The following is a 20,773-nucleotide window of genomic DNA, read 5'->3' as shown; positions in this document are numbered from 1 at the left end:
GAGTTATGGAATAACTGTGGGGGTGGCGTCGGCCTGAAAATACCGTACGCTACAGCAGCCAGGCACATTAGGAATAGCCCCCAACGCAAGTAAGTTTTAACCCTTTCTCTAAGCAAGTGGTATCCAGACGTGTGCGTCAGGTACAACCGATTGTAACTTTTTCACCAATGCCTCCTTCGCCTCGTCATCGCCATGCACCACTCTGATCTCTTTCGGTTTACGGTAGATACGTTTAATAAAATTGACCAAATTTGCCTGGTCAGCATGCGCCGAATAACCGCTGATAGTAAACACACCGGCACGAATATCAATCCGCTTATTATCCAAAAACACATAACCACCACGCGGGCCGTAAGTCTGGATATCCCGCCCCGGCGTACCCTGCGCCTGATAGCCGACAAACAACACCTCAGTCCGCGAATCCGGCAATAATTCTTTAAGGTAGTTCATTATACGCCCACCGGCGCACATACCACTGGCCGCAATCACGATGGATGGCCGACCGCTGGATTTAAGGTGCTGAATCAGCTTTAGGTGATCGCCATGGCCTTCGATGGTAATCAGTTGCTCAAAAGAAAGCGGATGGCGGCCAGACGCCAGCTTTTTACGCGCTTCGGCATCCCACAAATGCCGCAGATCCCGATAATGCTGGGTAAATTTAGCCGCTAACGGGGAATCGACAATCACATCAATGCTTTCCCATGGGCTTTGCGCTGCTTTACTTTGATCTTTATTCTGTTTTTTCCGCGCAGCACGATGAATAATCTCTTCGATCTCGTACAGCAACTCCTGAGTACGGCCAATACTGAACGCCGGAATCAACACCGTGCCGCGATCTTTTAAACAACGCTCAATGATAGATTTCAACAGCTTACGCCGTGTACGCCGGCCTTCATGCAGCTTATTGCCATAGGTGCTTTCTATCACAACAACATCAGCCTTATAAGGCGACTTAGGCGCCGATAATAACGGCGCATAAGGCGCACCTAAATCACCGGAAAACAATACCCGCTCGCCCTGTGCATCAAACTCGACATACGCCGAGCCCATAATATGCCCGGCCACCCGAAAGCGCCCACGCGTTTGTGGCAAACCCTCGACGCTAAACCATGCATCATAAGGAATAGGCCTTAATAACTGCGTCAAGCGCTGTATTACTTTTGTGATCAGGTTTTTATCCCGCGACACACCGACTTTGATGGCATCCTCGATGACCAGCGGCAACAAACGCGCCGTCGCCTCTGTTGCATAAATAGGCCCATCAAACCCCGCCGCCAGCAAAAAAGGAATACGCCCTACGTGATCAATATGGCAGTGAGTCACCACCAAGGCTTTGATATCGTCCAGCGGAAAATCGATCTGTCGTTCCCCAAGCTCACGATTTACCGACTCCGCTCCCTGAAACATGCCACAATCGACCAATAACGCTTCGCCACTGGCCAATGTCATCTGATGACACGAACCGGTAACACCCTGTACCGCCCCATGATGTGAAATAGAAACCATGTAACCTCCTTGTTTATTAATGATAACTGGTTTTTTAATAATACCCGCTAGCCTTTCCCTTAGCCCTCGCCCTGATAGCCATTCGGGTTAGTCGACTGCCAGCGCCAATGGTCAGTGACCATACGCTCCAGATCAAACGCTGCTGTCCAGCCTAGTGCTTGGGCGCTATGTGCAGGATCGGCATAGCAGGCAGCAATATCACCGGCACGCCGCTCACTGATCTGATACGGCACATCACGGCCACTGGCCTGTGCAAAGGCATTAACCACTTCTAATACGGAGTAACCGTTACCCGTACCCAGGTTATATGCCTGACAACCATGCGAAGCGCTCTCAGCGCCAATTAAAGAGGAGCCCTCAGCGTCGCTTATAGAGAGAGCTTCCAGTGCCTTTAAATGCCCCGCAGCCAGATCCACCACATGGATATAATCACGTACACCGGTGCCATCAACGGTTGGGTAATCACCACCAAACACATTCAGCTTAGCCAGACGACCAATCGCCACCTGCGCAACAAACGGCATTAAATTATTCGGGATACCGTTCGGGTCTTCACCAATCAAACCACTGTGATGCGCGCCTACCGGATTAAAGTAACGCAAAATTGAGATCTGCCACTCAGGATCGGCCAGCGCAATATCGCGCAAAATATTCTCGATCATCAACTTAGACTGGCCATAAGGATTGGTCGCCGATAACGGAAAATCTTCCCTAATCGGCACACTGGCCGGGTCGCCATACACAGTCGCAGAAGAGCTAAACACAATACGCTTACAACCGTGTTTGGCCATCGCATCAAACAGGTTAATCGAGCCCGCCACGTTATTCTGATAATACAGCACCGGCTTAGCCACCGACTCACCCACGGCTTTAAGCCCGGCAAAGTGAATCACCGCATCAATAGAATAATCGCTAAACACCTGCTCCAGCATGGCGCTATCAAGGATATCTCCCTCAACAAACACAGGGCGTTTACCGGTGATCGTCTCAATGCGGTTAAACACTTCAGGATGGCTGTTACAAAGGTTATCCAGCACCACCACATCAAAATCTGCCTCTAACAACAATACATCGGTATGGCTACCGATATAACCTGCACCACCTGTGACCAGAACCGCCATGTTCTTCTCCCGAACTGTCATAATTTATTTAAAAAAATATCATTATGCTTTGGTTAAGATAGAGATCAACAAAAAACCCCGACATTGCGGGGTTTGTTATGCTTTTTAATATATTTTCAGCAAAAGCGCGCTTAGACTTTCACACGCCCATAGCGATCTTCAAAACGAACGATATCGTCTTCGCCCAGATAAGCACCCGACTGAACCTCAATTAATTCAAGGTTAACCTTGCCCGGGTTTTCTAACGCATGCACCGCTGTAATCGGGATATAAACCGACTGATTCTCGGTAATAAAGCTTTCGGCTTCGTTAATCGATACCTTCGCTGTACCGGATACAACAATCCAGTGTTCTGCACGGTGATGATGCATTTGCACCGATAACTTAGCACCTGGTTTAACGGTAATGCGTTTAACCTGGTAGCGCTCGCCGTTATCAATCGAATCGTACTTACCCCACGGACGATATACTTCACGATGCTGAAAGTGCTCGGAGCGCTCAGAGGCTTTAATCTCGGCAACAATCGCTTTTACATTCTGAATTTTATCTTTATGCGCCACCATTAACGCATCTTTGGTATCGACAATGATCAGATCATCTACACCTAAGGTGGTGATTAAGCGATCATCCGACATCACCAGTGAATTACGCGTATCGTGGGCGATCACATCACCGGTCAGCACATTGCCGTGTTCATCTTTCTGCTTAATATCCCACAGCGCAGACCAGCTACCAACATCGCTCCAGCCCGCATCTAACGGGACGACGACAACCGAAGCAGTGCTATTTGCACTTAACGGCTCCATCACCGCATAATCGACTGATTCATCCGGGCAGGCTTTAAATGCCTCTTCCTCGACACGGATAAAATCAAAATCAGCTGCGGTGGTTTGCATAGCCGCTTCACAGGCGGACAGAATATCAGGCCGAAATTTTCCCAGCTCTTCTAAATAACGATCTGCACGGAACATAAACATACCGCTGTTCCAGTAATACTCACCAGAGGCAACATAGGTTTGTGCAGTTTCAGCATTGGGCTTTTCAACAAAAGCCGCCACTGGATAACTCTCACCTACACCCTTATCAGCACTCTTATCTGCACACTTATCGCCACGCTTGATATAGCCATAACCGGTCTCGGCGGAGGTAGGCACGATACCAAAAGTCACAAAGCGGCCAGATTCAGCCAACGGCGCCGCCACTGCAACCGCATCGCGAAAGGCTTGTTCGTTTTCGATGACATGATCAGCCGCCAAGACCAATAACGCCTCAGTTCCACGGCCTTTAGCCATTGCATCCAAGGCAGCCAACGCAATCGCTGGCGCCGTGTTACGGCCAACAGGCTCAAGAAAGATAGAACAAGGCTGACTCATCTGGCGCATCTGCTCAGCCGCCAAAAAGCGATGTTCTTCATTACAAATCACATTTACCGTTTTTACATCGCCTAAACGCGCCACGGTTTCCTGTAACATGGTTTTACCAGAGATTAATGGTAAAAATTGCTTAGGGTATTGGGTACGTGACATCGGCCATAAACGTGTACCAGAGCCGCCAGAGAGAACCACGGGAATCATAAGAATATCCTATTGTTTAATTCGTTTCGAAATACCATTTAGTATGCGTATGTACTACATCTGAGGCTAACAGATCAGATACTGACCACCAGGCATAATCACTATGCTGTATCCTAGGCAAATGTTCCGGCAAATGTTCCTGCAGATGTTCGGGCAGCGCTGCTAATGCTGTATCCAGCACTAATTCAAAAGCATTCACCACATAATGCGTGCTGATCTTGTCACCAAAAATGCTATCCGGATAAAAATGCTCATATAAACCAATGTATCGTGCTTGCGGCATAGCAACTGCCAAACCTAACTCTGCCTGAGTTAAGCGTAAAAAAGCAGCAGCAAGCGTTTCATTTTTTAAAATCCGCCCACCCGGCACAAACCAGTCCCCTTTTGCAGGGCGGTTATTTCGCTTACCCAACAAGACGCCACCCTGCTGATTTTTAACAATCAGATCAAGTGAGATCAGCGGCGTTAAATCAACCACCGCGCGAAACTGCGCATCAGAAAGAAAAGCGTTAGCAGACTCAGGCACGAAAATCATCCTGATGCTGCAAAAACCACTGATAGGTGGTTTCTAACCCCTCTTTCAGATCGATGTTATACGACCAACCGAGGCTTTTTAACTTACTCACATCCATCAGCTTACGTGGCGCGCCATCAGGCTTAGTGGCATCAAACACCACATTGCCTTGATATCCAACCACCGCCGCCATGGTGAGCGCCATTTCACGTATCGTACAATCCACACCAGTACCCACGTTAATATGCGATAACATCGGTTCTGTATTTTTTTGATAAGTGGATTGATCCACATTCATCACATAGATAGACGCGGCCGCCATATCATCCACATGCAAAAACTCGCGCATCGGATTACCGGTACCCCATACCACTACTTCAGGCGTATTGGCTAACTTCGCTTCATGGAAGCGACGCATCAGTGCGGGGATAACGTGTGAATTTTCGGGATGAAAGTTATCATTCTCACCATACAGGTTGGTCGGCATCACACTGCGATAATCCACACCGTATTGGCGGTTATAGGATTCACACATCTTAATACCGGCAATTTTAGCAATCGCGTAAGGCTCATTCGTCGGCTCAAGCGTACCGGTGAGCAATGCGCTTTCTTTCATTGGCTGCTCAGCCAATTTAGGGTAAATACACGACGACCCTAAAAAGAGCAACTTAGTAATACCCGCCTGATAAGCCGAATGAATAATATTGTTCTGGATCGTCAGATTCTGATAAATAAATTCAGCGGGATAGGTATTGTTCGCCACAATCCCGCCCACTTTAGCGGCGGCCAGGTAAACCTGATCGATGTTTTGCACTACAAAAAAAGCAGCGACCTGTGACTGATCCAACAGATCTAACTCACGCCGATCTCTGACTATCACTTCACAATCAGGCAACGCCTGCAATTGACGTACAATTGCAGACCCTACCATCCCCTTATGACCGGCAACAAATATACGGGTAGTCATTATTTAGCGTCCTGTATGCAGTACATTATTCCAGTTGATTAACCTTCCAGTGCCACGTTGACATCATAACCATGCTTTTTCAGCAAGGCATGCTGCTTAGCATTGGTTAAATCATTCTGCACCATCTCTGCACACATCTCTTCAACGGTAATTTCCGGAGTCCAACCGAGCTTTTCTTTCGCTTTGGTTGGATCGCCCAGTAAGGTTTCAACTTCAGCAGGTCGGAAATATTTAGGATCTACCCGTACAATCACATCACCGGCTTTAACAAATGGCGCATCTTCACCCGTGACTGACTTAACAACCGCGACTTCTTCCAGCCCTTTGCCTTCGAATACCAGTTCGATACCCGCTTCCTGCGCCGACATACGCACAAACTCACGTACTGAGATTTGCTTACCGGTGGCAATGACAAAATCTTCAGGCTTATCTTGCTGCAACATCATCCATTGCATACGCACGTAATCTTTTGCATGGCCCCAGTCACGCAGCGCATCCATATTACCCAGGTACAGGCACTTCTCTAACCCTTGTGCAATATTACTGATAGCACGGGTAATTTTGCGTGTAACAAAGGTTTCACCACGGCGTGGTGATTCATGGTTAAACAGAATACCGTTACACGCATACATATCGTAAGATTCACGATAGTTAACCGTGATCCAGTACGCGTACATTTTAGCCGCTGCATAAGGCGAGCGCGGGTAAAACGGTGTGGTTTCACGCTGAGGCGTTTCCTGTACTTCACCGAACAACTCAGAGGTAGACGCCTGATAAAAACGCGTTTTCTTTTCCAGCCCCAAAAAGCGAATCGCTTCTAACAAACGCAACGTACCAATCGCATCCACATCCGCCGTGTATTCTGGCGACTCAAACGACACAGCTACATGTGACTGTGCACCCAGATTATAAATTTCGTCTGGCTGTACCTGTTGAATAATACGGGTTAAGTTGGAGGTATCTGACAAATCACCATAATGCAGATGAAAATTAACATTCTCGTTGTGTGGATCCTGGTAAATATGATCCACACGCTGAGTATTAAATGAAGACGCACGGCGCTTAATACCGTGGACTTCATAGCCTTTTTCTAATAAAAATTCCGCCAGATAGGAACCATCTTGTCCTGTAACACCGGTAATTAATGCAACTTTACTCATTATTAAATCCTTATAGTCCTATTTTGCCTCGCGGCCACATAATTGTTGTACGTCTTGTTCAAAACGCGACAGTACTGTTTCTTTAGATAAATACTCAACCGCATAATCGCGTGCGATCTGATTAGTCGCGCAGAGATCTTTATTTAAAAGCTGTTGGAGTGCAGCAGTGAATAGCTGCACATCTTCCGGCTCTACACAGGTATAGATATCAGGAAATTTTGCAGCAATTACGCCTAGTTCGGTTTGCGACTCTGCCGTGACTAACGCATGCCCACCCGCGGATAGTATATTGGTCAGTTTAGAAGGCAACACCGCATCGGCTGCTCCCTTCTTTTGTACTACCAAATGAATATCTGCTAAGGCGAGCATTTCGGGTACTCGCGCCCAGGGCTGCAACGGCTTAAAATGAACATTGGTTAAATGCCGTGCCGCTGCATCAGCCTGCAGAACATCACAATGCGCACCCGAGCCGACCAATACAAAATGCACCTGATGATTTGATTGGAACGCCTGTGCGGCGGATAAAACAATCTCTAACCCCTGCTTTTTACCAATATTACCTGCATACAGTACTATTTTGTCGTCCTGGTTAAAGCCCCACTCTTTTTTAAGTGCGCTACCATCATTATCGGGCGTGACAAAACTTGTGTCTGCCCAATTAGGGAAAAACATTAATCGATCTTCTGCCACACCTTTTGAACGGGCATTCTCCAACATGCTGTACGAAATGGAAGAGACGACATCAAAGCGCTTTAATAACCAAGACTCTACAGATCGCGCAAAGCCTTTAAATTGACCTTCGCCACCCATGCCTAAACCAAACATGGCATCGACTTCAAAATCCTGGATATGCATGATGGATTTAGCGCCGGTAAGTTTACAAAAGAGCAAGGCAAAAGGTGCGCAAAACAAGGTAGGCTGCACTAAAAACAGAACATCGGGCTTAGTCCGCCATAAACTAAGTAAGCGCACGCCAGAAGAGAGTGCAAAAGAAGCTAAATGTAACAGTCGCTTTACAGTGGTCACTTCTGCAGGTACATACAATGGGCAACGATAAATATTAACACCCTCATCGCTCAACGTGGCAGAGTAGCTATTCTTGAAGCCCTTATGCACTAACCATTCCGGATAATAAGGCGGTGCTGTTATAACGTCAGTCTTAATTCCACGGGCCACCAAATCAGGCGCCAGTTCGCCGTTATACTTACCTATACCGGTTAACTCTGGTGCATAGTTAATACTGTAAAGCAAGAATCTCATTAGTTCGGCTCCCGTAGTTTATAGCCGGTAAGCTCTTCTAATTTGATGATTTTTTGCTCATTAGTTACACAGCTTACCCATTCGCGATCAACCTCCAAACATTTTAAATCAACCAAAGCCCGGTACCAGAAGCCCTGCATAAAATGATATGCAAACCCACGCGCACCATCCAAAAATCCCAGTTGTATGAAGTACCGATAACAAAAGTACAAAAATGGACGTACAAAATACGGCAGCTTCATATAAACAGACTGTTTTGCGAATCGCTTAAAGCGGATACCGAAGCCTGTAGCTTCCGATATTTTACTATCCAATTCTGGCGATAGTCGTGTAAGCATAATATCGACCATTTCTCTGGTCGCATACTTGTTATGCTTATCAATAAACCAAGAAACAGAATTCAAGTTATCATCAGAAAAACCACCGGCTAGCAACGTTGACTTGCCCTCATCAAGTACAATATGTTCGTCCATCCAACGTTGTTCTACATGAGCAGTGCCTCGCTTAAACAATCGCAACATGGGTAGTGGGTACCTGCCACCATGCTTCACCCATTTGCCCAGAAAAATGTGTTTCCTATTGAGTATGCCAGCATTGTGACCATAACCATCACTTGCGATAAAATCCTGAATGTTTTGAATCATTTCATCGTCTAGGGTTTCATCGGCATCTAATCGCAAAACCCATGTTGACTCAAGACCACAATTATCCATGGCCCACTGAAACTGTTGAGCCTGATTGACAAAAGGATTTTGAAACACTTTAGCACCACACGAAGCCGCCAAATAACAGGTTTCATCAGTAGAATACGAATCGACGACAAAAACTTTTGCATTTAACTCTTCTAATGACTGAATACATCTCCTAATATGAATTCGTTCATTATAAGTAAGGATAATTACTGTAATACTCATGCTAGAACTTCTTCCGGTTTTCTTCGTTGTTTTATCTTTTTCGCTGGGTATCCTCCATAGACACCCCATGCTTCCAATTCTTTGAAAACAACACTCCTAGCACCAACTATGCTTCCTTCCCCTACAATTACACCAGGCCCTAAAAAACAATCAGCCGCAACCCAAGTATTCTCGCATATGACGATAGGCTTAGATTCGAGAGGTAAGCCTAATTTTTCATAATTATGTGTAGCTGTACAAAGGTGGGTATTTTTTGAAACAATGGCATTTTCTTTCAAAATAACAAAATCAAAATTATATATATCGCAATCTTTTGATAAACAGGAATTCGTTGCCATATGCAATTTCCATGGTTTTAGAATTTTCACAGAAGCAGGAATTTGGTTAGAGTAGCCAACTTTTGCGCCGAAACATTTTAGGATGAAAATTCGTAGTAAATTTAAACCTCTATCTGGCAGTAAAGTAAATGTTAAAAAATAGAAAAACTCCCAACATAATCTAGCGACTTTCTCCTTTTTGCTATCAGGACCTTTAGCTCCATGCATTTTAAAAATGTCTTTATCTGAACTTTCCATCTTAGTTCTCCATTACACTTTTTACTACTTTTTCGTATTCGCAAATTTTACTTTTCCACGAATACGTTTCTGCTTCTAGGATTGCTTTTTCTTGTAATGATGCAAAATCACTTTTACGTATTTCAAAAAGCAATTCTTCAGCTATCAATTTAGGAGATTTCGAGAAGTCTACAACTAACCCTGTTACCTTGTGATCTACTAATTGGGTTAATACTTCGATATTGTTCACGATTGGAATTAAACCACTCATCATGCTTTCAACTACGGTCATTCCAAAACCTTCATAATTTGATGCTGTCCAAAATATGTTTGCCAAGTCAATTTGTTGCTGCAATTTCTGATTATCTAGATGCGCGAAGTACGACACTCTACTTGGGTAATTCGCCTTTAATCTATTGATATTTTTTATTGCTAAATCATCACCTGAACCAATAAAAACAAACTCTAAATGTACTGACTCCGTTAACTCTAAGAGAGCTTTCGCAACATCGACAAGTATATGAACTCTTTTGTTGGAAGAAAATCGACCAAAGTAGACAAGTCTATATCCCTGTGAGAAGTCTTTCACTGAATTAAAGCCAATTTTTTCAACCCCGTTTTCAATAAGTGACAATTTGTTAGCACTAATAATTTCGCCAAACTTTACGTAATCTTTTTTACTTACTGCAATTACTTGGTGAAAGTGTGAAATGATTTTGCTAGTAATATTATTAAAAATAAAATGTTTTAATTTTTGTTTGCTTTCTGTGTGAAAAAAACCACCATGAGTGACACTAAAAATCTTTTGGTGGTATTGTTTTTTATAAAATACGAAATGACAACTTAATCCCATATAGTGTGGATCGTGGACGATGATATTGTCAAAATCCTGCATATTTATAATATACTGATGCAATGGCTTAAATAACTGTAACGGTTTTGAAAATATAGTAGGAATATAGTGGACTTTTGTGCCATCAATAGAGTTGAAAGTATAATCTCTTGGGTTATCAATCACAGCAACTTCGGTATAATGCCCTAAGTCATTCCAATGTTTTACAAAAGAAGATAAATGACTTTCGATCCCACCAATGCTTGGTTTATAAACAGATGTTATTATTAGTGATTTCATAAACATCCTTATAGTAATTATACGTACCTTTTGGAGAGATCATCGAGAGACTGCCTTTAACAGTGCCGCTTCCAAATCGTATACTGCAGCAGACATTGAAAATTTATTGCCATAACAAATTCGAGCATTCTCACACATTGTCATTTTGTATCTTCTCGAATTAAGCAAATAAGATTTTTAGCTGCTTGCGCAATATCAAATTTCTGCTCATAGCAAGCCACCGTATGCTCCTTAATGGCTTCTTTTTGCTCTTCTGGTAGATTTAACCAAGCCTGGATAAGTTTTTGTGTGCCTTCTAAGGTGTCGTCCTCAACAAGACCTGCATTCATTTCTTTAATTTCGCGCCAAATATTGACCTTATTAGAAATTAAAACAGGCGTTCCTACGGCTAAGGCTTCAGCTACTGCAATCCCAAAGTTCTCTTGATGTGAAGGCAATATAAAGACTTCAGCGGCTTTTATCGCCCCCCATTTCACTTCGTTTTTGAGCATGCCAGTCCAAGTAATGCACTCTGCAATGCCGCAATCATCAGCGAGTTTTTCTAAATCCGCTAGCCAGCCCGTTTGATCTGGACCTGCCATCACTAAATGTAAATCAGGATTTGATTTAGCAACTTTAGCAAAGGCTTGAATTAATAAATCACAACCTTTCTTTTCGTGAATACGGCTTAAAAACAAAAACAGACGCTTGCCTTCCAATTCAGGATATTGATTATAAAAATCACCAGGCTTGGCTGTTTTAGCCACCTCTGTAATTGTTGTGCCATAATTGACCACAACTTCATTCACTTTATAAGGCCAAAAAGACTCACGGGCTAACAGTTTCTCTTCTTCACAGGTAAACAACACCGCTTTGGCATTTTTAAGAACAGGGTATTGTGCCAAAAACCAATACACATATTTTTTCAGATGTTTTAGAGGGTACTCATGCTTAAACCAAGGGTCTAACATTCCGTGGGTAAAAACATAATAAGGAACATTTGATTCTTTTAGCGCCTTATAAACCCCATAACCATGATATTGCCAGAGGCCATCTACAATCACGGCATCATATTCATGAGCATATTGCTTTAACCATGGTACGAGCTGAGGGTGATAAGAAAATGCACCTATTTTGCCTTTTCCTAAGCGAACAACCTCCAAATGATCTGTTTCAGGTAAATTAACTTCGGGTTCATCAAATGAGATAACAGTAGCTTCAACACCAGAGCCTTCATAAAAGGCTGTGATACTAATAACCCCTTGTGCAACACCACCGCCTACGAGGTTTAAGGAGCTAATAACATGGAGTATTTTCACTGATCTAAAACCTTTGAAATAATTGAGTCGATTCGTTCTGACAATGGAGGATTAACAATGGACTTATAGTCTAAAAAAGCATTTTTCTGTATTATTGAAAGCTGATGTTTATCTTTTTCATACATTAACTGAATTGCTTTTTTTAATGAAAAAAAGTTTTCTCTTTCGAAATATTGGCCATTAAAACCATCCTTTACATAAGATGGTTCTGGGCCCATATGCTTGGACATTGTAGAATGGACAATAGGTGGCAAACTGAACGACATATAATGGAGGACACTTAACCCCGCATCACCAGGATAGCAACCAACAAAGCATTTTTTTGATATTTCTGATATTACTTTACTTTCGTAAATTTCACCCCAAAAGTGAACATAATTAAACTCTGAAAACTGCGCTTGTAAAGATTGCAATGCTTCACCACCACCAACAATATGCAGCTGAATTCCTCTTTCTGATTCCTTTAATTCATTATTAATTTCAATGCATGCTTGAATTAATATCCCAATATTTGAACCATGTCTTAAGCGACCAATAAATAAAATACCATTTTCATTACCCTCTTTGTGCGAAATAGGATATTCGTTGACAATTGAATTTTCTGCTACTGAAGTTTTTTTATATATCGGTAACGATTTTAAGGAATCTTTGGAAAGCTGTGTATAGGCAACATATTGATCACAAAGTTTGCTATATAGATAGTATGTAAACTTATTACCCCAAGATATTTTGTCTTTGCGGTATAAACCCTGACCATGGAGGAGTACTTTAACCCCCTTAAATTTAGCTATAATTAAAGCAAACCAAGTGCTTAGGTAACGCGGATTTGCTGTAATAAATAAGATGTCTAAATTGTCATTTAAAACCTTTATAAATAGTGTTGGTTGCCAATATAATATTTTGAAAAACATCTTTTCTTTAACAACGTTGATATCTATTGAATCATCATGAATATCCAAACCAAATTCATTACTTACGGATGCTAACAAGCCGACCTTGTAATCATACGAAAGCGCAGAAAAAACAGGTATACGATACTTAGTTAAATATGGCTGAACTATTAATAGACTGCGAATTTTCATAATTTAATCCATTAAAAAAGGTAACGAATCGCCCTAAATGACTTTACATAAAACTTTAAAAATAGGCAAACCGGTTTTGCTGGTTTTAAGTTGGCACTATTCCACTTTTCTCGCATACGTGCATGATCTTTTACTCGGTACTCTTCGTGTTTATTCGTGCCACTAATTGACTGGGAATGGACACGGAACTTAGCTAATAAGCCTGAAACTCTCTTTGCTTTAAAGTTTTTTATAAAGGCATCTACAAAAAACTCTCCATCCCAGCATGTTCTGTTTCGCTCATCAAATCCACCTACTGCTTTAAACACTTCAGCTTTACAACATGAAGCTTGTTGGGGAATGGCGCTTGCACCACAGGCATAAATTGTTTGTGATACTGGACCTGATAAAAACTTTGATACTTTACGGCCAGGTAAAGTGGAGGGTTGCCCGTTTTCATCTATGATTTCTATATCACCAAAAACGATATCCACATCTTGGTTGTTATTAAAGACGTCTACCCAAGTTTGTACTGTATGATTATTGAGTACATCATCAGAGTTAATGTAGGCATGTAAATCACCAGACGCTATTTTAAAAGCAGAATTTAAAGCAGCAGCGGCCCCCCCATCTGGACCTATATTAATGTGCGCGAAATGCTCTTTATACTTTTCAATTATTTCTACACTACCATCAATAGAGCCACCATCAAAAATAATGTACTCAATGTTTTTGTAAGATTGGTTAATGACTGAAAGAATCGTTTCTTCTAAAAAATCAGCTTGATTGTATGAAATAGTAACGATAGAAACTAATGGGTTAGCATGCATTGATTCAACTCCTCTGGCAATTTGACAATATAAACACTTCGATAACCTTCATGATTTGAATCGATTGCAAAATAACCACAATCCGACTTCCAACGTGGATGGAAGTCACAGTGAATACCGCTTCTAGAATATACAAAATTATCCATTGAAAACTTTTTCATCACATCTTTATCAATATATGGCAATACAGATTCATAGTTTACTGCAGAAGGCTTTTTATCACTTTGCTTGAGTTCACCAAAGACATGAAGCTTGTTTTCTTTACAATCAAAAACCATAAGTTGCCTAACCCAATCCTCATTTGGATAAGTATCCGTAAGTAATAAACTTCTGTTTTTAGGGCAAAATGAAGGATGACCATCTTGGATAGGTAGCTCTTCAGAAAACTTTTCATTCGAAAATTTTTCTCTTGTAGTAACAATTTTATAAAAACCTTGGGCAATAATCTTCTTGCCTAATAATTTTCTTACCACGGGTTTAACCAGCTGTAATAATGCAGGTATGATAGGTGCTTTTTGTAAAAAAGAGCTTGAACGAAGTGCCTGAGCTTTTGTTATTGGTTTTCCCCAAATCATGATTGATTCATTATCTATCCAATCAAAATGCGATAAAAATCCCTCATCCCAAACTTCAGAACCTGTACCATCGTTATCACAGATAACTAAACGTGTTTGAATTCCACCATCTGGTAACCAATATCTATGCAAAAAGCAGATTTTACTTCCATCTGGTGAAGGTAGGATATGAGTTACATAGTGATCCGTTTCAAATAGAATAGGGCCATTTCCCTTTGTATGTGCAATTTCTTTTAAGGAAAGGATTAATTCAGAATTACCTGTGGCAAGATCTGTTTTCCAAATTCCATCCTCTTCAGGAGTATGAATACCTGCCGTTTTATCCATAACGCCTGCATAGCCATATCCCCCAAGACGGTACATGCGCTCATAGTTCAAGCCATAGGAAAATTCCTGACATGGAGAAATGCAATAAGTTGGCTTGTCACAAAAACGAACTAAAGAACCTTCGGTGTCGATAATTTTGGCTACAAATCTATTCTCATACAGAACATTGAATATTATCCTATCTGTGCTTCCTTTTTTAATCCAAGCTTGCCTACCGCCTTGAGGAAAATTCCAACAAATAGTTCGGTCTAAGGGGCTAACCTTTCCTGATTCTAAATCAACTAAAACAATCTCAGCGTAAGTGTTTGCATTCGGAATTTCTTCCATAGATTCGACTTTTAAGCATAAGAAGGTGTTGCTATTGCTTGACCATGGATCTATATCATGGAAACCCACAAGATAATGACCTTTTTCTTCGGTTATTTTTTTTATGTCCATCATTGCCCTCGACTCAATTATTACGTATTTTATTTGTTTATTTTTTGCGGGTAGCATCCGCCAAAATCACACAGGCAACGACAATATATACTGCCTCAACACAGCGCCTAGCTTGTCCAAATGGTGAAAAAAATATGTCCCAAAAAAGAGTAAATAAAACCAATAGTTCGAGAGATGTTAATTGCTTAGACTCAACTGTCCCTATACTCAAACCTATTGCTTTTAGAGTTAAATAGATAATGTATAACCAGAAAAAGGCTCCGAAAATTCCGTGGTAAACCCAAGTACCCAGCAACATTGAATGTGAAGGTATCAAAAACCTTTCTTGTGCAGCTACCGCACCCCAGTTAACTTCCTTTCCTATGGCTTCCAGGTGTGCTAAATACATATAATAATATTGCATGCTTTCAGCCCAAGAGCCATGACCATATAAAGGTGAATCATAAATGGCATTAAAAGAAACTAAGCTCTCGGAACGACCCGCAATAATAATGTTAATTTCGCCACCAGCCGTTTGTTTTAAATATTTTTCTTGTGCCTCTTTGCCAAAGACACCAGCTTCATTTAGGTTGCCATATATGCTGGTAGCAATAGGGAACGCAACAACAACAGATGCTAATGCACCCATTAGTAGTATTTTACGGTTTTTTTCGGACTTAACCTTTAACTGAAAGGCACTAACGATACCAGCCAAAGCGGTGATTAGGAACAAAGATCGGGCATTTAGGTATAAATCAATTGGAGATAAGAGTAATAATGCTTTACCCTTTACCCTTTCACTTTTTACCAAAAAACCTATTGAAATAAGAAAAAAAACTGTAACTGCAAACCCACCGCCCATTTTCCAAGGCGTATCAGTTAAGCTCTGCGACCATAATTCTGAACTATCTGTTGCCCATTGTAAAAGCACCGCTACAGCAGACCCAAAGATTGCTGGTATATATCTATCTCTCTGTCCATCAATCAAAACAAAAAAAACAAATAAATGTAACCCAAATAATATTACAGCCGCAATTCCACGTAAGAAATTATCTATGCTGGTGCCATTCATGGTATCAGAAATAATTACACCAATTAACCAGAAGCCTAAAAAAAGCATGATTTTGTTTAAGTACGGCTGATCAAACTTAAGGTTACGATTCAACAGCATTAATGGTGCTAATATTGCCACTGCAATATCAGAAAACATCAATTCACCAATAACACTCACTGTCGGTACCGTTAAAACGGGTAACAAGAATAACAGAGTGGTGCGCTGATTAATTTTTTTGACTTCAATTTGCATTATTCGAACCTCGTTTTAATGCTTTTTGAAGTAGCTGATTTATTTCTTTTATAGGTGGCTTAGCCAGTCCCCATACAAATTCACGGATGGTTATATCTACCACTCCTTTTAAAGACCATATAGCTAAAATCATCATTGCTATATCAATTAAGGTTACACCGAGCGCTACACCTAAGATTCCATAATCAATTACCAGTAAACCTGCAATAATCAACCCCAATACAGCAAATATTAAATATCCCCAAGCAACAGGTCGGTGGCGATTACTTCCCATGCGAACAACCGTCACTATTTGCCATAATGACTCTGCAACAACTCCAGCAAGAAGTATGAGTAACAGGTCTTTATCAAAGCTAATATTTCCTTGAGTCCATAGCGTATATATCCAACTGCCTAGGAGAATAAAGCCCCCAACCATCAACAATGCTAACCAAAAAGTTACACGAGACAAAATAGTTACAATCTTTGTTAATTCAGGCCTATCTTCATAAGATTGTAACAAACCAGCTTCTGACAACAATGGGTTCGCAAAGACTTTAACAACAGAAGACCCCAATCTTGCAAAGGTTCTATGGGTTGCAAATATTACTACTGCAATAGGGTCTAGAGCCTTTGCAATTAAGATAATAGAGCCTTGCAAAATTATAGCTTGCGCTAAAGGTATTAGCATCATTTCAAGCCCAGAAAATAAATAAGGCTTCATTGAAATTTCGTTGTTCAGAGGTTGGTATAGTTTTCGAATTTGACATAGCCCCAATCTTTTTAAGACTAACCATTCAAACCAATAGCCTCCTAAGGTCAATAAGAGCATGCCTGCTGCTAGACTAACTGGGCTGGCCTTAAAAACCCAAACGAGGATAAATGCCAAAGCGGTCTGTAATAGAGCTAGTAGCACTCGAATCCACAACCCATAATGCGTTTTACCTTTTGATCGTAAACCAGCAACCAGGGTTAGCGAATTTTGAGATATAAGTGCAGACAACGACAGTAATAAGAAAACTGTACTTACTTCAGTAGCTGACATGACTTCTAAACTCATCCACTCTTTTATTGGTAGTATGAAAGCAAAGCCAGCTAGAAGTGTCGCAATTAATAAAGACCAACGCTGGAAGTAAACAGAGTAAGTGCTGTAAAAGTCTACGACACTTTTTTTATTTTCAGAAGTTGCACGTCTAGACAATTCATTAGAACCCGCCAGCACAAAACCAAAATCAGCCAATGACAAGAAAATTGGAATCGCACTTACTACTAACCACTCACCGTAAAGCTGCGCAGGCCAAACAGTCACAAGTATGGTAACAAGCAACAACTGTTGAATTATTCGTACAATTAAACTAGCTGAATTAGCAATGCTGGATTTGAATAAACGATCGCGGCTTGACATTATAAGGCTCACAAAGCTTTAAAAATAAAGACTTATTGTTAATTTTCATTACATACATTTCTTATGTGCTTGGCAGGTACTCCAGCAACGATAGTCCAAGCAGGCACATCTTTTGTAACCACAGAACCAGCTCCAACAATTGATCCCTCTCCAATTTCAACACCTTGCATTATGATGCTTCCCGCGCCAATCCAAGCATGGTCGTTAATCCTTATTTGGGCTTTTACAGTCCCATGGTATGGGGGGGTAGTTGGGTGCGACATAGAATTGATTGAAACGAAATGTGAAATCATCACAAAATCACCAATAGAAACTCCTCCACCCGCATCCACAAAACTGCTATAACCAAGACTAGAACGCATGCCCATAGTCAAATTTTTTGGGTATTTAATGATTACATCTGGACTAATATCGCTATATTTCCCTAAGTGCTTAACACGTTCTCGTTGTTTTGCACGATTGATACCGTAAAAAATACCTTGCAACTTAAATAATTTGTAGATAAATCGATAGGATTTTGTGAAGAAAAAAAACAATGGAAATGCCAGTATTGAAATTACTTCTTGTGACTTCTTATTTTTATTAATAGAGATTTTTAAATCTTTTTTATTCATAAACACGCTCCATGCCATCACCGTAGTTTTTTTGCCTATAGTAATCCAGTATTGACTGTTTATTAGACTTACCAAAACCTACATATTTCTCAGTTCTTTTTAAAACATCTTCTAACACTTTAATTAATGACTCTTGGTCGTTAATGGGAATAATTTTACCGCCAACGTCATCTTGTACTGCACTACCAGCATTGTGTGTACAAATTACTGCACAGCCTGCAGCCATGGCTTCAAAAATTACTCTCGCAGAGCCTTCAGCACGAGAGGGAAAAAGAAAAACATCTGATTCCGACATTAACTTAGCAAGCTCTTTTTGCGAGAGCATACCATGATAAGTCACGCGCGCATCCGCAAGAAGGTTTTCATAACGGCTACGAGAAACGTCAGGCAGTGAACCAGCTAAATGCAGTTCTATTTTTGTACTTGTTAATTGTTGCAGTGCGGCTGAAATCTCATCCACGCCTTTACGAGGTATGATGCCGCCAGCAAAAAGAAATTTAATGGGTCTAATTTGCTCTAACTGATAATAATCTCGCGCTGCAGGTAAAGAATGAATAAATTTATCCTCTACGCCTAAATATACCACCGACAATTTAGCCGGGTCAAATCCCATGAATTCAAATGTTTCAGCGACAAAATCAGAATTGACAACGACATGATCAGCGACCTCTATATCATCTAATACCGCACCCCAAATACCATTTGGCCGTGAAGGTATCGACTCCGGGTAATTACCTTTTAATTCAATCATAAGATTTAATAGCGATGGGTGAACGATTGAATGATCACAAATCGTTTTCATTCCTAATTCTTTAGCAACTTTTACAGAAGATTGCCCAAATCCAGCGCGATAATGATAAATAGTGGCGCCATTTTTAGCCGCTTCGCGCACATAATTTTCAGCCAACTTGCCGTACATTTTAAATGCAAAAACATTAAGAGCTTCTCGATCAAAACCTAACTTATCCAGTATTGAAGATAAAGAGCTTAACATCTCACTTTTACGGCTTTGCCGAACCTTTTCTACTGGAAACTTTTCGGCACGATTAACAAAACGATTTAATTTCTTTGATAATTTAAACGGCCATTTATTAAGAACGCTTTGTTCAAAGGCCGTAGGATAAGCACCGCATAACACTTGGGATAAACGACCTCTTTTTTCCATCTCAGAAGCAGTAAAAAGCATGTGAAAATTTTTGTGTCCGGCTGAAATAATAATATCTTTATTTTTCATTTAATCGTTTCCAAAAAAATCACGAGTATAGGCTCTATCCGCTACATCTAAATAGTTGGTATTCGGATCATAATCGGTTGAGGTTGCGGTAATCATATACTAGGCATTACTGTATGCTTTTTCCTTATCGGTTGTCGCTATAAAATTAAGAATTTTATTAGTGAGAAAATCTTGATTTTCGACATCTTTAATTGGCGATACTTTATCACTCAACAGCTTAACTCGCTCTATTACATATAAAGCAACCACTTCGTTATGCTGATCTTAGGTGCTCAACATAACCGGTACCGGCTACTTCAATTTTAATTTCTTATCTTTTTAGCACTAAAAATCAATAAATGTTTTTAGCTAACAAACTCATCGGCGTCTTAATCAATATCTTTATATCCAAAAGCAACGACCAGTTATTGATATACACCAAATCTAATTCGACACGTTTTTGCATTTTATCCAGGGTTTCTGTTTCGCCCCGATAGCCTTCAATTTGTGCTAATCCGGTGATGCCTGGTTTAATTCTGTGCCGTGCTAAATACGCATTAATTTTATCGGAGTAATAATTGTTGTGTGATACCGCATGCGGGCGTGGCCCGACCAGTGACATACTGCCATTAAGTACGTTAAATAGCTGAGGCAGTTCGTCGATCGAGCTTTTTCGAATGAACTTGCCGACTTTGGTAACACGCGGGTCTTGTTTTGTCGCCTGTTGCACGACTTCTGCATCATTATGCAACTGCATACTACGGAATTTGTAAATCTCAATTAACTGTCCATCAAATCCATGGCGCTGCTGCTTAAAGAAGACAGGGCCGGGAGAGGAGCGTTTCACTAGAATAGCGATAGCTATGAGTAATGGCGATAACATTAGCAGACCTGCTAATGCCAGCACTCTGTCCATGATACCTTTAATCACTATCGATACACGGCATGAGGTCAGTGGGCTTTCGTTTAACGAGATAAGCGGTACACCCGCGACTTCTCTGACCGAATGGTTTAGTAGATTAAGGGCAAAAATATCCGGTGCCCAG

The 20,773-nt window shown here is 41.1% G+C and carries 19 protein-coding genes; all 19 read right to left on the bottom strand.

What is annotated here, in order from left to right; all coding sequences use genetic code 11:
• Window positions 1-108 precede the first annotated feature (108 nt).
• Window positions 109-1,506 carry an MBL fold metallo-hydrolase gene (locus ABY436_RS12300; protein WP_372739262.1) on the bottom strand — a complete coding sequence of 466 codons (1,398 nt, stop codon included), beginning with the start codon at window positions 1,504-1,506 and terminating at the stop codon, window positions 109-111.
• 59 nt (window positions 1,507-1,565) lie between these two features.
• Window positions 1,566-2,627, bottom strand: coding sequence for a UDP-glucose 4-epimerase GalE (galE, locus tag ABY436_RS12295; RefSeq protein ID WP_372739261.1), 1,062 nt, complete (start codon window positions 2,625-2,627; stop codon window positions 1,566-1,568).
• Between the two features lie 131 nt (window positions 2,628-2,758).
• Entirely contained in the window at window positions 2,759-4,201 is a 1,443-nt protein-coding gene (locus tag ABY436_RS12290) for a mannose-1-phosphate guanylyltransferase/mannose-6-phosphate isomerase (RefSeq protein WP_372739260.1), read from the bottom strand.
• A gap of 16 nt (window positions 4,202-4,217) precedes the next feature.
• A complete protein-coding gene (locus ABY436_RS12285; RefSeq protein WP_372739259.1) occupies window positions 4,218-4,727 on the bottom strand; it encodes a GDP-mannose mannosyl hydrolase in 510 nt (169 codons plus the stop codon).
• A complete protein-coding gene (locus ABY436_RS12280) occupies window positions 4,720-5,682 on the bottom strand; it encodes a GDP-L-fucose synthase family protein (RefSeq protein ID WP_372739258.1) in 963 nt (320 codons plus the stop codon). The genes ABY436_RS12285 and ABY436_RS12280 overlap by 8 nt, the downstream gene beginning before the upstream one ends.
• Window positions 5,683-5,720: 38 nt before the next feature.
• A complete protein-coding gene (gene gmd / locus ABY436_RS12275) occupies window positions 5,721-6,842 on the bottom strand; it encodes a GDP-mannose 4,6-dehydratase (RefSeq protein WP_372739257.1) in 1,122 nt (373 codons plus the stop codon).
• Window positions 6,843-6,860: 18 nt separating this feature from the next.
• Complete coding sequence (locus ABY436_RS12270; RefSeq protein ID WP_372739256.1) at window positions 6,861-8,102, bottom strand: WcaI family glycosyltransferase; 1,242 nt, start codon at window positions 8,100-8,102, stop codon at window positions 6,861-6,863.
• A complete protein-coding gene (locus ABY436_RS12265; RefSeq protein WP_372739255.1) occupies window positions 8,102-9,016 on the bottom strand; it encodes a glycosyltransferase family 2 protein in 915 nt (304 codons plus the stop codon). Before ABY436_RS12265 ends, ABY436_RS12270 begins: the two co-directional genes overlap by 1 nt.
• Window positions 9,013-9,591 (bottom strand): hypothetical protein, encoded by a 579-nt coding sequence (locus tag ABY436_RS12260; RefSeq protein WP_372739254.1) that lies wholly within the window; start codon window positions 9,589-9,591, stop codon window positions 9,013-9,015. The genes ABY436_RS12265 and ABY436_RS12260 overlap by 4 nt, the downstream gene beginning before the upstream one ends.
• 1 nt (window position 9,592) lies before the next feature.
• Window positions 9,593-10,702 (bottom strand): glycosyltransferase family 4 protein, encoded by a 1,110-nt coding sequence (locus tag ABY436_RS12255; RefSeq protein ID WP_372739253.1) that lies wholly within the window; start codon window positions 10,700-10,702, stop codon window positions 9,593-9,595.
• 140 nt (window positions 10,703-10,842) lie between these two features.
• On the bottom strand, window positions 10,843-12,000 hold the full coding sequence (locus ABY436_RS12250; RefSeq protein ID WP_372739252.1) for a glycosyltransferase: 1,158 nt from the start codon (window positions 11,998-12,000) through the stop codon (window positions 10,843-10,845).
• A complete protein-coding gene (locus ABY436_RS12245; RefSeq protein WP_372739251.1) occupies window positions 11,997-13,082 on the bottom strand; it encodes a glycosyltransferase in 1,086 nt (361 codons plus the stop codon). Before ABY436_RS12245 ends, ABY436_RS12250 begins: the two co-directional genes overlap by 4 nt.
• 11 nt (window positions 13,083-13,093) lie before the next feature.
• Window positions 13,094-13,891 carry a glycosyltransferase family 2 protein gene (locus ABY436_RS12240; RefSeq protein ID WP_372739250.1) on the bottom strand — a complete coding sequence of 266 codons (798 nt, stop codon included), beginning with the start codon at window positions 13,889-13,891 and terminating at the stop codon, window positions 13,094-13,096.
• Window positions 13,873-15,234: a hypothetical protein gene (locus ABY436_RS12235; RefSeq protein WP_372739249.1), complete on the bottom strand. Its 1,362-nt coding sequence runs from the start codon at window positions 15,232-15,234 to the stop codon at window positions 13,873-13,875. The genes ABY436_RS12240 and ABY436_RS12235 overlap by 19 nt, the downstream gene beginning before the upstream one ends.
• A gap of 34 nt (window positions 15,235-15,268) precedes the next feature.
• Window positions 15,269-16,516, bottom strand: a complete 1,248-nt coding sequence (locus ABY436_RS12230; RefSeq protein ID WP_372739248.1) for a hypothetical protein — start codon at window positions 16,514-16,516, stop codon at window positions 15,269-15,271.
• On the bottom strand, window positions 16,506-17,900 hold the full coding sequence (locus ABY436_RS12225) for a lipopolysaccharide biosynthesis protein (RefSeq protein WP_372739247.1): 1,395 nt from the start codon (window positions 17,898-17,900) through the stop codon (window positions 16,506-16,508). Before ABY436_RS12225 ends, ABY436_RS12230 begins: the two co-directional genes overlap by 11 nt.
• Before the next feature lie 38 nt (window positions 17,901-17,938).
• On the bottom strand, window positions 17,939-18,514 hold the full coding sequence (locus ABY436_RS12220) for a DapH/DapD/GlmU-related protein (protein WP_372739246.1): 576 nt from the start codon (window positions 18,512-18,514) through the stop codon (window positions 17,939-17,941).
• Complete coding sequence (locus ABY436_RS12215; protein ID WP_372739245.1) at window positions 18,507-19,748, bottom strand: glycosyltransferase family 4 protein; 1,242 nt, start codon at window positions 19,746-19,748, stop codon at window positions 18,507-18,509. Before ABY436_RS12215 ends, ABY436_RS12220 begins: the two co-directional genes overlap by 8 nt.
• A gap of 331 nt (window positions 19,749-20,079) precedes the next feature.
• Window positions 20,080-20,773 (bottom strand): exopolysaccharide biosynthesis polyprenyl glycosylphosphotransferase (locus ABY436_RS12210; protein ID WP_372739244.1); only part of this gene is annotated, 694 nt, incomplete at its 5' end.

This window comes from Neptunomonas sp. (genome assembly GCF_041601355.1).
Classification (GTDB): Bacteria; Pseudomonadota; Gammaproteobacteria; order Pseudomonadales; family Balneatricaceae; genus Neptunomonas.
The sequence above is the reverse complement of the archived record's forward strand: the minus strand, read 5'-3'. Positions and strand labels throughout refer to the sequence as shown.